This is a genomic window from Streptomyces sp. NPDC057617, from assembly GCF_042800555.1.
Classification (GTDB): Bacteria; Actinomycetota; Actinomycetes; order Streptomycetales; family Streptomycetaceae; genus Streptomyces.
In genome coordinates, this window is the sequence record NZ_JBHVGV010000007.1 from 171,155 (window position 1) to 184,479 (window position 13,325).

A 13,325-nucleotide genomic window follows, 5' to 3' on the forward strand; every position below is an offset into this window, starting at 1 on the left:
TAGTCGCACTGTTTCTTGACGGGAAGGCGTGAAGTTCGATTGTCAGGACAAATGCTTGACATGGTGAGCGGCATACGGCCACCTTGGGGGCCATGCGCATCGGACTCATCGGCACGGGCCGTATCGGCACCTTTCACGCGGACGTGCTCAGCCGCCATCGCGAGGTCGGCTCCCTGGTCGTCGCGGACATCGACTCGGCACGGGTGGCGGAGGTCGCCGACCGTACGGGATCGACCGCCGCCCCCTCCGTGGACGAGATCTTCACCTGGGGCGTGGACGCCGTGGTGATCGCCTCGGCCACCTCCTCGCACGCCGACCTGATCAGCCGCGCCGCCCGCGCGGGACTGCCCGCCTTCTGCGAGAAGCCCATCGCCCTCGATCTGGCCGGAACGCTCGGCGCGCTGCGGGAGGTCGAGGCGGCGGGCACGGTGCTCCAGCTCGGCTTCATGCGCCGCTTCGACGCGGGGTACGGAGCGGCCCGCGAGCTCGTACGGTCGGGCCGGCTCGGCCGGCTGCACACCGTACGGGCGATCACCTCGGACCCGGCTCCGCCGCCCGCCGCGTATCTGCCGCTCTCCGGCGGGCTGTACCGCGACTGCCTGGTGCACGACTTCGACATCCTGCGCTGGGTCACCGGCCGCGAGGTGGCGGAGGTGTATGCGACGGGGTCGGACGGCGGGCCCGGGATGTTCCGGGACGCGGGCGACATCGACACCGCGGCGGCGGTACTCACCCTGGACGACGGGACGCTCGCGACGGCGACGGCCACCCGCCGCAACGGCGCGGGCTATGACGTACGAATGGAACTGGCCGGCGAGCACGACCAGTTCGCGGTCGGGCTCGACGACCGTACGCCGATCACCTCGACCGAGCCGAAGGGCCCGCCGCCCTGCGACAACCCGTGGCCGGGCTTCCTGGAGCGGTTCGCCCCGGCGTACGAGGCGGAGCTGGACGCCTTCCTGAAGGTGGTCGCCGGCGAGCTGGAGAATCCGTGCGACGGCGGGGAGGCGCTGCACGCGCTGCGGATCGCGGAGGCGTGCGAGCTGTCGCGGCGGGAGCACCGGCCGGTCGCGGTGGCGGAGATCCCCGCGAGCTGATCCCCGCCACCGGTTCCCTTGCTGCGAGCTGCCGGTGCTCCCGTACGGACAGCGCTCCTACCAGCGCACCGGCAGCTCGCGCACACCGCGGATCAGCATCCCCGGCAGCCAGTCGTACGCTCCCGCCGCCGGGTCGAACTCCAGCCCGGGGCAGCGCTCCAGCAGCGCCCGCAGCGCGATCCGGCCCTCCAGCCGGGCCAGCGGCGCGCCGATGCAGAAGTGGATGCCGTGCCCGAAGGCGAGATGTCCCGGGCCCCGGCCGGGCGTACTGGAACGGCGTATGTCGAAGGTGTCCGGGTCGGGGAAACGGGCCGGATCGCGGTCCGCCGAGGCGAGCGCGACCAGAACCGTCCTGAGGGCCGGGATCTCCGTGTCGCCGTACGAGATCGGCTCCGTGGTGAACCGTACGGTGCTGGTCTCCACCGGCCCCTCGTACCGCAGCGTCTCCTCGATCGCCCCGTCGAGCAGGCTGAAGTCGGCGCGCAGCGCGGCCAGTTGGGCGGGGTGGTCGAGCAGGGAGCGGACCGCGTTGGAGATCAGGTTGACGGTCGTCTCGTGCCCGGCGATCAGCAGCACATAGGCCCAGGCGCGCAGTTCGGCCGCGGAGAGCCGGTCGCCGTCCTCGTCCCGGGTGCGCAGCAGCGTGGAGAGCAGGTCGTCGGCGGGCCCGGACGACCGCTTGTCCTCGATGAGTTCGTCGAGATACGCGCAGAGTTCGATGGTGTTGTCGCGCTGGCCGGTGGGGGTGGTGGGCGCGACGATCTCATTGGTCCAGGCGCGGAAGGTGTCCCGGTCCGCGTACGGCACGCCGAGCAGCTCGCAGATGACCACGATCGGCAGCGGGAAGGCCAGCGCGTCGACGAGGTCGGCCCGCCCCTTGGGGACCATCGCGTCGAGCAGGTCGTCGGTGATCCGCTGGATACGGGGGCGCATCGCCTCGACCCGGCGCGGGGTGAACTCGGGGGCGACCAGTTTCCGCAGCCTGGTGTGGTCGGGCGGGTCGAGGGTCAGCACATGCGGGCCCATGATCGCCTCGTCGGCCGACTCGTACCCCATGGTGGCGAGCGCCTTGGACATCCGGGGGTCGGCGAGGGCCGCGCGGCCCTCCTCGTATCCGACGACCAGCCAGAACTGGTTGCCGTCCGGCGCCCGCACTTCGTGAACGGGCCCCGCCTCCCGCAGCTTCGCGTAGTACGGATAGGGATTGACGTTGAAGTCCGGGCCGTAATCAGCCAGTTCGATAACCGCCATCCGGCCAGCGTACGCGGCCCGCACCCGGGCCACCATCCTCGGTGGCCGGATCCGCACCCTGCGCCAACCGGGCGAACCGGACAGGGAGTTGAGGCCCGCCCTGCTGGCTCTAGGTGCTTTTGGCCCGGAGCCGCCGCATGCCGTCGTCCGTCAGGGAGCCGAAGAGGCGGAGCCGGGAGATGCCGCCGTCGGGGTAGATGTCGATGCGCACCTCCGTCGCGATCGCGGGGGCCGGCAGGGCGAAGCGGTGGTTGGTGTCGGGCTGGAGGCGGGTCCTGGGCAGGATCTGCCGCCAGTCGCCGGCCGCGCCGTCGCGTACGGACAGCGCCGCCCAGCCTGCCGCGTTGCCCTTCAGATACGCCGTGTCGATCTCGGCCGCGCGGATCTCGGCGCGCTCCACCAGCCGGTAGTGGATCCAGTCGTTGCCCCGGTCCCGGCGGCGCCGGGTCTCCCAGCCCTCGTCCATCGAACGCGAGCGGCCGGGCAGGATGGTGTGGACGGGGGGCGAGTAGAAACGGTCGGAGGCGTCCTCGACCCGGCCGCCGTTCTCCAGCGCGACGAGGTCGAACGTACCGAGGACGCCTAGCCACCCCGGATCGGGCGCGACCTCGCCGTACACCCGCAGCCGGGCGATTCCGCCGTCCGGGTGCTGGTTGACGCGGAGGTGGGTGAAGCGCCCCTCGGCTCCGACCGCGAAGCCGTTGGCCGCGTGGCCGCCGATGACCGTACGGGGCACCAGGACCGTCCACATCACCTCGTCGGCGAGCAGGTCCTCGGGCGACGGGGAGCCGGGCAGCGAGGTGCCCTCGACCGAGACCGCCCGCGGGTAATTGCCCCTGAAATGCGCGGTGTCGACGACGATCCCGCGGATGATCCCGGGGGCGCCGAGCCTGACCAGCGCCCAGTCGTGGTCCTCGGCGGCGGGGTACGGGCGGTCCGCGCCGGTGCCGCGTCTGCGCCGGGTCTCCCAGCCGTCCATGATCTTGCCCTTGTGCCCGAAGCGCCCGGGGTCGAACTCGGCGCGTTCCGGCTTCAGCAGATTCTCGCGCTCGGCGAAGAACTCGTCGTTGGCGGCGATGACTGCGGCCCCGAGCCGACGGTCGGCGAGATCGGGGAGGCGGGCGAAGGGGAAGTCGGCGGTGCGGTAGTCGGCGTACGGATCGCCGCCCGCGTACGGCAGGGCGTCACCGGTGAAGGAGGGAAGGCGCGGCGGCGATTCGGGCGCAGGTGAGCCGGGCTGGGGTGAGTCTGGCGCGTCTGAGCCGGGCGCAGGTGAGTCGGGCGGGTGCGAGCCGGGCTGGGGCGAGTCGGGCTCGGGTGACGGAGCCGACGGGGCTTCGGACACGGTCAGTCCGTTCCTTTCACGTTCGGTCGTTCCTTTCGAGCAGTCGGCCGGAGGGTTCGGCGAGGACGCCGTCATGGACGATCCGGTCGCCGCGCAGCCATGTCGACCTGACAACCCCGTACAGCCGCTTCCCCGCGTACGCCGTCACCTGGTTGCGGTGGTGCAGCGCGGCCGGGTCCACGGTGAAGGTCTCGTCGGGCGCGAGCACCGCGAAGTCGGCATCCCTGCCCGCCTCGATGGCGCCCTTACGGCTCAGTCCCGCGAGCGCGGCAGGACCCGACGACATCCAGCGCGCGACGTCCTCCAGCGAGTGGCCCCGGTCGCGCGCCTCGGTCCAGATCGCCGGAAGGCCGAGCTGGAGCGAGGAGATTCCGCCCCAAGCGGCGGCGAAATCGGGGGACTTGAGATCGGGTGTGCAGGGCGAGTGGTCGGAGACGACACAGTCGATCGTGCCGTCGGCGAGCCCCTGCCAGAGCGCGTCCCGGTTGGCGGCCTCACGGATCGGCGGGCAGCACTTGAACTCCGTTGCCCCGTCCGGGACTTCCTCGGCCGTGAGGGTCAGGAAGTGCGGGCAGGACTCGACGGTGATCCGTACCCCTTCGCGCTTGGCCGCGGCGATCAGCGGCAGCGCGTCCGAGGACGAGAGATGCAGTACGTGTACCCGGGCGCCGAGCCGTTTCGCCTGTGCGACCAGCCCCTCGACCGCCGCGTTCTCGGCGGCGCGCGGCCGGGACGCCAGGAAGTCGGCGTACGCGGGACCGCCGCGCTGGGGTGCCGCGGCCAGTTCGCCCGGATCCTCGGCGTGGACGATCAGCAGTCCGCCGAAGCCCGCGATCTCCGCCAGCGAGCGCCCGAGCTGTTCCCGGTCCAGCTCGGGGAACTCCTCCACGCCCGAGGGCGACAGAAAGCATTTGAAGCCGAAGACCCCGGCGTCGTACAGCGGCCGCAGATCCTCGGTGTTGCCGGGGATCGCGCCGCCCCAGAAGCCCACATCGACATGGGCCCGCGTACGGGCCACCGCCTGCTTGGTCCGCAGGTGGGCGACGGTCGTGGTGGGCGGCAGGGAGTTGAGCGGCATGTCGAGCAGGGTCGTGATCCCGCCGGCCGCCGCGGCGCGGGTGGCGGTCCGGAAGCCCTCCCACTCGGTGCGGCCCGGATCGTTCACATGGACATGGGTGTCGACCAGCCCGGGAAGCACGGCATCGTCCTCGGCGTCCACCAGCCGCGCGCCCGCCGGGACGTCGGCACCGTACGGCAGCACGGCCGCGATCCGTCCGCCGGCGACCGCGATCGAGGCGGCGCGGGTCCCCTCGGGCGTGATGACGCGCGTCGAACGCAGGACCAGGCTCACCCCGGACATTTCCGCGGACGCCTCTGTGGGCACCTCTGCCATCTCTGCCCCTCGAATCTGCCCCTCGGCCTCTCAGCCTCTCGACCTGTCGGCCTCTCGAACAAGAATTCAACGAACTGTTGAAGGAGTCTTCACTCCGGACCCCGGCCCGTCAAGACCACATTCCCAGGGGACCCGCCCATCGGGTACGCTGCCGCGCTAGACTTATGGACTTCCGTAAGGTGGAATCCGTATTCCATCAAGCAGAACGCGGCTCACTCAAGGAGGGCCGCGAAAGGATCAAGGAGGGTTCCAGGCAGGACCCCGAGAAGAATCGCCCCGGTAGGCTGCTTGCTTGGCCCCGCCCGCCCCGAAAGGACCGTTGACGTGCCGTCGTCCAGCGCCAGCACCACCGACGCCGCCAAATCAGCCCCCGCCAGCGGCGGCGTCCAGTCTCTTGAGCGCGCTTTCGACCTGCTCGAACGGATGGCGGACGCGGGCGGCGAGGTCGGGCTGAGCGAACTCTCCGCCAGCAGCGGATTGCCCCTGCCCACGATCCACCGGCTGATGCGCACCCTGGTCGCCTGCGGCTATGTGCGCCAGCAGTCCAACCGGCGGTACGCGCTGGGCCCCCGGCTGATCCGGCTCGGCGAGTCGGCGTCGCGGCTGCTCGGCACCTGGGCCCGGCCGTATCTGGCCCGGCTGGTCGAGGAGACCGGCGAGACCGCGAACATGGCGCTGCTGGACGGCGACGAGATCGTGTACGTCGCGCAGGTGCCGTCCAAGCACTCGATGCGGATGTTCACCGAGGTGGGCCGCCGGGTGCTGCCGCACTCCACGGGCGTGGGCAAGGCGCTGCTCGCGCACGCCCCGGCGGAGGAGGTCCGCGCCCTGCTCGCCCGTACGGGGATGCCCGCCGCCACCGAGAAGACGATCACCACCCCCGAGGGCTTTCTGGCGGCCCTGGAGGTGGTGCGCAGCTCGGGGTACGCGGTCGATGACAACGAGCAGGAGATCGGGGTCCGCTGTCTGGCGGTGCCGGTTCCCAACTCCCCGACGGCCGCGGCCATTTCGATCTCGGGCCCGGCGGGCCGGGTGACGGAGGAGGCCACGGAGAAGATCGTCCCGGTGCTCCAGGAGGTGGCTCGGGACCTGGCGGAGGCACTGGCGAACACGGCGACGCAGTCGTGAGCGGTACGGGGATCGGGAGCGGTACGGGCGGTACGGGATGGTGAACAGCGGGAGCGGTACGGGATCGTGAACGGCGGGTGCGAGCGGCGAGGCGGGCGTGAGCGGCGGGCGGGCGCGGTGAGCCGGTCGGCCGACCCGCCGGACAGGGCCGCGGACACGCCCTAGCGCGACCCGGGGACGTCCCCGAACAGGTCCACCGCGTTCCGTACGCTCATCAGCGCGGGACCGAGCGCGCTGACCGAACCTATCGACCCAACGATCAGCAGCAGTGAGCGGCGCATACGGGCGACCTCGGGAGCGCCGCCCGCCACCATCGCGGCCAGCGCCGCCAGTTCGTCCTCGGCGATGGCCCGGTCCCTGAACTCGACCGGGTAGCCGGCCAGCTCGCGCCGGAGCCGGGAAACGGCTCCGTTCAGCCCCGCCAGCCTCGGGTCCTCACCCTTCTCAGCCACCGGCGTCTGCCCCACGCTCCGCAACAAAGCTTCCCCCTCAATCCCCTTGTGCCCGCACATTTTTGTGTAGGGCACATCTTCACGCTGATATTCCGGTCCCAGGACGGTGGTCAGGCGCCAAGGTTCGCGGGCAAGTTAACGCCATCCCGCGCGGTACGCGCCACTCCGCGGACGGAAAACGGCGGGAATGCGAACCGAATGCGGACAGAACACCCGGTGATCACTCCGGCCGGGCCGGCCGGCGCACTGCGCACGGACGCGATATCTGCTGTATGCAGGGCACATGCCAGGCAGAGACAACGACACGACGGACCCGCGCGAGGCCACCCGGCACGGCGGTGTCGCCGGGCTGCTGCTCGCCGCGGGCGGTGGCCGCAGACTGGGCGGCCGGCCGAAAGCGCTGCTGCCCCACCGGGGCCGCCCGCTGGTCGAACATGCGGCGCGGGCCCTGCGCGAGGGAGGCTGCGGCCCGGTGCATGTGGTGCTGGGGGCGGCGGCGGACGAGGTACGGCACCGGGCGGACCTGCCCGGATGCGTCCTGGTCGACAACCCGGACTGGGCCGACGGCATGGGGTCGTCCCTGCGCGCGGGCCTCGCCTCACTGACCGATACGGACGCGGGCGCGGCCCTCGTTCTGCTGGTGGACCAGCCGGGGATCGGCGCGGCGGCGGTGGCCCGGCTGGTGTCGGCGCCGGCCGTCGTACGAAGCGGTCCCGATGCGCTCGTGTCCGCTTCGTACGACGGGCGGCGCGGCCACCCCGTACTCTTCGGCGCCCGCCGGTGGGCGGAGATCGCGGCGGACGCGCGGGGCGACCGCGGGGCGCGCGGCTATCTGCGGGCGCATGAGAGCGAGATCGTTCTGATCGAGTGCGGGGATGTCGCGCAGGCGTACGACATCGACACGGAGGAAGATCTGTCCCACCTTGAGCAGTGAGAGCCCGGCAGCCCGAATTTCCGTGGCACCCGGCGTCGTGATCTGTCGACCCTGAGAATCTCGATATCAACAGACCATTGAACTTCCACCATGAGAAAACTAGTATCCACAGGTCAGAAGCGCCCATTCCCCCCACCCGGCGCCCACGACCGTATCCCGGTGCCACGGCACCGCGTGCCGTCCGAGGTGACCCGGCGGCCGCCGGGCACCGCCCGTGAAGGAGTGACCGTTCATGTCGTCCGCACCCGCGCCGTCACCGGCCATCGTCGACGCCGAGCCCCTGCCCCGGCAGGACGAGGTACTCACCGACGCCGCCCTCACCTTTGTGGCGGAGCTGCACCGGCGGTTCACCCCTCGCCGTGACGAGCTGCTCGCCCGCCGCGCGGAGCGCCGCGCGGAGATCGCCCGTACCTCCAGCCTGGACTTCCTGCCGGAGACCGTGGCGATCCGCGAGGACGAGAGCTGGCGCGTGGCCCCCTCGCCTAAGGCGCTCGACGACCGGCGGGTCGAGATCACCGGACCGACCGACCGCAAGATGACCATCAACGCGCTCAACTCGGGGGCGCGGATCTGGCTCGCGGACTTCGAGGACGCCCTCGCCCCCACCTGGGAGAACGTCGTCCAGGGCCAGCTCAATCTGAAGGACGCGTACGCCCGCCGTATCGACTTCACCGACCCGCGCTCCGGCAAGTCGTACGCCCTCAAGGACGCGGACCGGCTCGCGACCGTGGTGATGCGCCCGCGCGGCTGGCACCTGACGGAGCGTCATCTCCGGGTGGACGGCGAGCCGGTGCCCGGCGCGCTCGTCGACTTCGGCCTGTACTTCTTCCACAACGCGAAGACCCTGATCGAGCTGGGCAAGGGCCCGTACTTCTATCTCCCGAAGACCGAGTCGCATCTGGAGGCCCGCCTCTGGAACGACATCTTCGTCTTCGCGCAGGACTACACCGGGATTCCGCAGTCCACCGTGCGCGCGACCGTCCTGATCGAGACCATCACCGCGGCGTACGAGATGGAAGAGATCCTGTACGAGCTGCGCGACCACGCCTCCGGGCTCAACGCGGGCCGCTGGGACTATCTGTTCTCGATCGTGAAGAACTTCCGTGACGGCGGCGCCAAGTTCGTACTGCCCGACCGCAACGCCGTGACGATGACAGCCCCGTTCATGCGCGCGTACACCGAACTGCTCGTCCGCACCTGCCACAAGCGCGGCGCGCACGCCATCGGCGGTATGGCGGCCTTCATCCCGTCCCGCCACGACGCCGAGGTCAACAAGGTCGCCTTCGAGAAGGTCAAGGCCGACAAGGACCGCGAGGCCGCCGACGGCTTCGACGGCTCCTGGGTCGCCCACCCGGACCTGGTGCCGATCGCGATGGCCTCCTTCGACGCGGTCCTCGGCGACCGCCCGAACCAGAAGGACCGCCTGCGCGAGGACGTCTCCGTCGCCGCCGGCGATCTGATCGCCATCGACTCCCTGAACGCCAGGCCCACATACGAAGGCCTCCGCAACGCCGTCCAGGTCGGCATCCGCTACATCGAGGCCTGGCTGCGCGGCATGGGCGCGGTCGCGATCTTCAACCTGATGGAGGACGCCGCCACGGCGGAGATCTCCCGCTCCCAGATCTGGCAGTGGATCAACGCGGGCGTCGAATTCGACCACGACGGCCGCACCCTGCGCGCCACCCCGGAACTCGCCCGGGGCATCGCCGCCGACGAACTCACCGCGATCCGCGCCGAGATCGGCGAGGAAGCCTTCGCGTCCGGTAAGTGGCAGGAAGCCCACGACCTGCTGCTGACGGTGGCCCTGGACCCCCACTACACCGACTTCCTCACCCTCCCCGCCTACGAGCGACTGCACGGCTGACGAGGCGTCAGCAAGGGTCAGGGGGCGTCGCCTCAGGCTTCTTCCTCGGGCTTCTTCCTCGGGCTTCTTCCTCGGGCTTCTTCCTCGGGCTTCTTCCTCGGGCTTCTTCCTCGGGCTTCGTCCCCCGGCTTCGTCCCCCGGCTTCTTCCTCAGGCTTCCTTCGGTGACGGGAGCCTGGGGACGCTGGTGATGAGGTGGCGGGTGTAGGGGTGGGTGGGGGTGCCGAGGACCGCGGGGGTGTCGCCCTGTTCGACGATGCGGCCGCGTTCCAGCACCGCCGTACGTTCGCACAGGGCCGCCACCACCGAGAGGTCGTGGGAGACCATCGCGATGGTGAGGCCTCTGGTCTCCTTCAGTTCGATCAGCAGGTCCACGATCCTGACCCGGGTCGTGACATCGAGGGCGCTGACCGGTTCGTCGGCGAGCAGGATCCGGGGCTCGCAGACCGTGGCGCGGGCGATGGCGATGCGCTGGCGCTGGCCGCCGGAGAACTCGTGCGGGTAGCGGGCCGCCGCGTCCGCCGGCAGGCCGACGGCCTCCAGCGCCGCGGCGACCCGGGGGTCGTCCTGGCGGGAGCGGGTCAGGCCGAGGGAGCGCAGGGGCTCCGAGACGATGCCGCCGACCCGCTGGCGGGGGTCGAGGGACGAGTACGGGTCCTGGAAGACGCTCTGTACGGCGCGCCGGAAGCGGCGCATCTGTTCCCGGTCGCGAAGCCGGAGGTCGGCCCCGTCGAACAGGATCCGTCCGGTCGTGGGCCGGGTGAGGCCGAGCAGCAGCCTGAGCACGGTGGTCTTGCCGGCCCCCGACTCACCGACCAGGCCGATACTGTGGCCGGCGGTGATGTCGAGCGAGATGCCGTGCAGGACGGGCGGCGAGCCGCGGTACGCGAAGCCCGCGTCCCGCGCGGACAGGATCGGCGCGTCTTTGGCCAGGGAATTCGGGGCCCCCGGGGCTGCCGCCGAGTCGGGCTGGATCGGGTTGGTCATCGGACGATCCGTTCCAGTGCGCTTTCCAGGTGGCGGGCGCTGTCCACCAGATCCCGGGTGTACGGGTGGCGGGGCCGCCGTACGATCTCGTCCACGGTCCCCGACTCGACCGCGGACCCGTCCTTGAGCACCACGACATGGTCGGTCACCGCCGAGACGACCGCCAGGTCGTGGCTGACGAACAGCAGCGCCATGTCCCGCTCCGCGACCAGCCCGTCCAGCAGCGCGAGCACCTCCGACTGGACGGTCACATCGAGAGCTGTGGTGGGCTCGTCCGCGATCAGCAGGGCCGGTTCGCAGGCCAGGGCCATGGCGAGCGCGACCCGCTGGCGCTGGCCGCCGGAGATCTCGTGCGGGTAGGCGCGGATGATCCGGTCCGGGTCGGGAAGCCGTACCTGTTCGAGCGCCTCCCCCACCGCTCGGCGCAGCGCGGCTCCGCGCAGCCCGCGCCACCGGCGCAGCGGTCCTGCGATCTGGCCGCCGATCCGCATCAGCGGGTCGAGCGCGGTGAGGGGCTCCTGGAAGACGATCGTGGCGGCCCTGCCGCGCATACCGGTCAGCCGCTGCTCGGTCGCGCCGACGACCTCGGCGCCGGGTCCGTCCGTATCCGTTCTGAGGACGATGCTGCCGGAGGCGGCCATCCCGGGCGGCAGCAGACCCAGGACGGCGAGCGCGGTGAGGGATTTGCCGGAACCGGACTCGCCGACCAGGCCGAGCCGGGAGCCCGCGCCGATCGAGAACGACAGGTCGGAGACGAGGGCCCGGCCCTGGTCGGTACGGATCGTCAGTCCGCGGACATCGAGAACCGTGGCGGCGGGGCCGGTCGGGCCGGGGGCGGCCGGGCCGGGAGCCGCCGGGCCGGGAGCCGCCGGGCCTGGCGCCTTCCCGCTGGGAGTCTCCGCGCCGGCCGCCTCTGCGCCGGGAACGGCGGGGCCGGACTTCTCGAACTCGTTCATCGCGTCCTCCGCCGCGTGGGATCCAGCGTGTCGCGCAGTCCGTCCGCGATCAGATTGACCCCCACCACGAGCATGACGAGCAGTACCCCGGGGGCGATGACCCCCGTGGGCGCGGTGAACACGGTCGCCTGTGCCTCATGCAGCATCCGTCCCCACGAGGCGTTCGGCGGCGGCGCGCCGAGGCCCAGGAACGACAGGCTCGCCTCGGCCATGACCGCGAGGCCGAACTGCTGGGCGAGATTCACCACCAGGGTGGGCCAGATATTGGGCAGCACATGCCCGGTGATCACACGCGGCCATGAGGTCCCCGAGGTGCGGGCCGCCGTGATGTAGTCCAGGGCCAGCACCCGTTTGACCAGGATCCGGGTCAGCCGCGCGACCACCGCCGTCATCGCGAACCCGATGGCGAGGACCGCCGTACCGAGCGAGGCCGACCGGGCCGCCACCATCAGCATGGCCAGCAGCAGGGTCGGGAAGGCGATCAGTACGTCGAGCAGGGTGGACAGGGTGTCGTCGAGCCAGCGGGTGGCGAAGCCCGCGGCCAGTCCTGCGCAGACACCGAGGACCGCCCCGATCGCGATCGCGCCGAGCCCGGCCTCCAGGGCGATCCGCGCGCCGATCATGAGCTGGGTGAGCAGGTCGCGGCCGAGCTTGTCCGTACCGAGCAGATGCGGCAGACCGGGTGGCGTGAGCCTGCCGCCCGAGGTGTCGTCGGGAGCGTACGGAACCCAGAACAGCGAGACCAGCGCGACGGCGACGATCAGCCCGACGAGCACACAGCCGGCCACCAGGGCGGGCGAACGGCGCCCGCGCGAGGCTCCCGAAGCCGTGCCGGGTTCCTTGCCCGTACCCCTATCCGTACCCGTATCCCGCGTCGTCTTCGTCAGCTCCACGGCGGTCGGCTCGCTCATCGGGCACCCCCCGACAGCCGGCCGCGCAGCCGGGGATCGATCAGCCGCTGTGCGATATCGCCGAGGAAGCCGATGACCAGGACCGCGAACGTACTCACGAACAGCACCCCTTGGACCGTCGGGTAGTCGTGCTGGGCGACCGCCTGGGCGAGCATGCTGCCCAGTCCTGGCAGCGCGAACACCGTCTCGACCACCACCGCGCCGAGCAGTGTCGTGGCGAGTTCGATACCGAGGACGGAGACGACCGGTACGGCGCCGTTGCGCATGCCGTGGCGCCACATCGCGTGGCTGAAGGACGAGCCCAGGGCCCTGGCGGTACGCAGATAGTCGCTGCCGAGGACGTCCAGGGCCGCCGACCGTACGTACCGGATCAGCGAGGCGGACATCACCAGTGCGACGGTGATCACCGGCAGGACCAGCGAGGTGAGCGCCTCCCCCGGCTCGGCCCAACCGTCCTGCGGGAAGCCCCCGGCGGGCAGGACCCCGAGTTGCAGCGCGAAGACCGTGATCAGGATCATCCCGATCCAGAAGACCGGTACGGCGATGCCCAGTTGGGAGATTCCGCTGATGAGCGTGCCGTACCAGGTGGCCGAGCGGTGCGCGGCGACAAAACCGACCGGGACCGCGATCAGTATCGCCAGCACGAAGGAGAACAGCGTCAGCGGGACGGTCACATCGAGCCGCGAGGTGATCTCCGGCCCGACCGGGAGCGTGCTGATGAACGAGTTCCCCAGGTCGAAGGTGGCCAGTTGATGGAGCCAGGTGACGAACTGCTCGGGCAGCGGCCGGTCCGAGCCGATCTCGTGGCGGGCCGCGGCGATCTGCTCGGGGCTCGCGCCGACCGCGAGCAGGGAGTTCGCCGGATCGCCGGGCAGCGCCCGCAGCAGCAGGAAGATCACCACGCTGGCCAGGAAGAGTGAGCCGGCCAGGAAGGCCAGCCGCCGCAGCAGATAGGAGATCATCAGGGGAGGGGACCGATCGACGGAAGCACGGGAGCGGGGCTTCCCG

The 13,325-nt window shown here is 71.2% G+C and carries 12 protein-coding genes; 4 read left to right on the plus strand and 8 right to left on the minus strand.

Going from position 1 to position 13,325, the window contains the following annotated elements:
- The first annotated feature begins 92 nt into the window (after positions 1-92).
- Complete coding sequence (locus ACFU9P_RS19230; RefSeq protein WP_376380763.1) at positions 93-1,097, plus strand: Gfo/Idh/MocA family oxidoreductase; 1,005 nt, start codon at positions 93-95, stop codon at positions 1,095-1,097.
- 57 nt (positions 1,098-1,154) lie between these two features.
- Here the strand turns inward: ACFU9P_RS19230 and ACFU9P_RS19235 are convergent, their stop codons facing one another.
- The 3 genes from ACFU9P_RS19235 to allB form a co-directional block, all read right to left on the minus strand.
- Complete coding sequence (locus ACFU9P_RS19235; RefSeq protein WP_376380760.1) at positions 1,155-2,348, minus strand: cytochrome P450; 1,194 nt, start codon at positions 2,346-2,348, stop codon at positions 1,155-1,157.
- A gap of 109 nt (positions 2,349-2,457) precedes the next feature.
- The gene (gene alc / locus ACFU9P_RS19240; RefSeq protein ID WP_384082687.1) at positions 2,458-3,528 is read right to left on the minus strand and encodes an allantoicase; all 1,071 of its coding nucleotides are present in this window, start codon (positions 3,526-3,528) and stop codon (positions 2,458-2,460) included.
- A 181-nt stretch (positions 3,529-3,709) separates the two neighbouring features.
- Complete coding sequence (allB, locus tag ACFU9P_RS19245; protein WP_384082689.1) at positions 3,710-5,053, minus strand: allantoinase AllB; 1,344 nt, start codon at positions 5,051-5,053, stop codon at positions 3,710-3,712.
- Positions 5,054-5,410: 357 nt separating this feature from the next.
- Between allB and ACFU9P_RS19250 the strand changes: the two genes are divergently transcribed.
- Positions 5,411-6,214, plus strand: coding sequence for an IclR family transcriptional regulator (locus ACFU9P_RS19250; protein ID WP_384082201.1), 804 nt, complete (start codon positions 5,411-5,413; stop codon positions 6,212-6,214).
- Positions 6,215-6,375: 161 nt separating this feature from the next.
- Here the strand turns inward: ACFU9P_RS19250 and ACFU9P_RS19255 are convergent, their stop codons facing one another.
- Positions 6,376-6,693, minus strand: a complete 318-nt coding sequence (locus ACFU9P_RS19255; protein ID WP_376380754.1) for a DUF5955 family protein — start codon at positions 6,691-6,693, stop codon at positions 6,376-6,378.
- 256 nt (positions 6,694-6,949) lie between these two features.
- Here ACFU9P_RS19255 and ACFU9P_RS19260 point away from each other — a divergent pair, with 256 nt between their 5' ends.
- The gene (locus ACFU9P_RS19260; RefSeq protein ID WP_384082204.1) at positions 6,950-7,600 is read left to right on the plus strand and encodes an NTP transferase domain-containing protein; all 651 of its coding nucleotides are present in this window, start codon (positions 6,950-6,952) and stop codon (positions 7,598-7,600) included.
- A 232-nt stretch (positions 7,601-7,832) separates the two neighbouring features.
- The gene (gene aceB, locus ACFU9P_RS19265; RefSeq protein WP_384082208.1) at positions 7,833-9,464 is read left to right on the plus strand and encodes a malate synthase A; all 1,632 of its coding nucleotides are present in this window, start codon (positions 7,833-7,835) and stop codon (positions 9,462-9,464) included.
- Between the two features lie 149 nt (positions 9,465-9,613).
- Here the strand turns inward: aceB and ACFU9P_RS19270 are convergent, their stop codons facing one another.
- From ACFU9P_RS19270 to ACFU9P_RS19285, 4 genes are read right to left on the minus strand one after another with little or no spacing between them, the layout of a single operon-like run.
- Positions 9,614-10,450 (minus strand): ABC transporter ATP-binding protein, encoded by an 837-nt coding sequence (locus ACFU9P_RS19270; RefSeq protein ID WP_384082211.1) that lies wholly within the window; start codon positions 10,448-10,450, stop codon positions 9,614-9,616.
- Positions 10,447-11,406 carry an ATP-binding cassette domain-containing protein gene (locus ACFU9P_RS19275; RefSeq protein ID WP_384082214.1) on the minus strand — a complete coding sequence of 320 codons (960 nt, stop codon included), beginning with the start codon at positions 11,404-11,406 and terminating at the stop codon, positions 10,447-10,449. Before ACFU9P_RS19275 ends, ACFU9P_RS19270 begins: the two co-directional genes overlap by 4 nt.
- Positions 11,403-12,317: an ABC transporter permease gene (locus ACFU9P_RS19280; RefSeq protein ID WP_384082217.1), complete on the minus strand. Its 915-nt coding sequence runs from the start codon at positions 12,315-12,317 to the stop codon at positions 11,403-11,405. The genes ACFU9P_RS19275 and ACFU9P_RS19280 overlap by 4 nt, the downstream gene beginning before the upstream one ends.
- Positions 12,314-13,279: an ABC transporter permease gene (locus ACFU9P_RS19285; RefSeq protein ID WP_384082220.1), complete on the minus strand. Its 966-nt coding sequence runs from the start codon at positions 13,277-13,279 to the stop codon at positions 12,314-12,316. Before ACFU9P_RS19285 ends, ACFU9P_RS19280 begins: the two co-directional genes overlap by 4 nt.
- Between the last annotated feature and the right edge of the window lie 46 nt (positions 13,280-13,325).

Excerpts from the sequence above, each read along its gene's own strand:
- ACFU9P_RS19230 (WP_376380763.1), top strand. The coding sequence starts at position 93 with ATGCGCATCGGACTCATCGGCACGGGCCGTATCGGCACCTTTCACGCG.
- ACFU9P_RS19235 (WP_376380760.1), bottom strand. The coding sequence starts at position 2,348 with ATGGCGGTTATCGAACTGGCTGATTACGGCCCGGACTTCAACGTCAAT.
- allB (WP_384082689.1), bottom strand. The coding sequence starts at position 5,053 with ATGTCCGGGGTGAGCCTGGTCCTGCGTTCGACGCGCGTCATCACGCCC.
- ACFU9P_RS19260 (WP_384082204.1), top strand. The coding sequence starts at position 6,950 with ATGCCAGGCAGAGACAACGACACGACGGACCCGCGCGAGGCCACCCGG.
- aceB (WP_384082208.1), top strand. The coding sequence starts at position 7,833 with ATGTCGTCCGCACCCGCGCCGTCACCGGCCATCGTCGACGCCGAGCCC.
- ACFU9P_RS19270 (WP_384082211.1), bottom strand. The coding sequence starts at position 10,450 with ATGACCAACCCGATCCAGCCCGACTCGGCGGCAGCCCCGGGGGCCCCG.
- ACFU9P_RS19275 (WP_384082214.1), bottom strand. The coding sequence starts at position 11,406 with ATGAACGAGTTCGAGAAGTCCGGCCCCGCCGTTCCCGGCGCAGAGGCG.
- ACFU9P_RS19280 (WP_384082217.1), bottom strand. The coding sequence starts at position 12,317 with ATGAGCGAGCCGACCGCCGTGGAGCTGACGAAGACGACGCGGGATACG.
- ACFU9P_RS19285 (WP_384082220.1), bottom strand. The coding sequence starts at position 13,279 with ATGATCTCCTATCTGCTGCGGCGGCTGGCCTTCCTGGCCGGCTCACTC.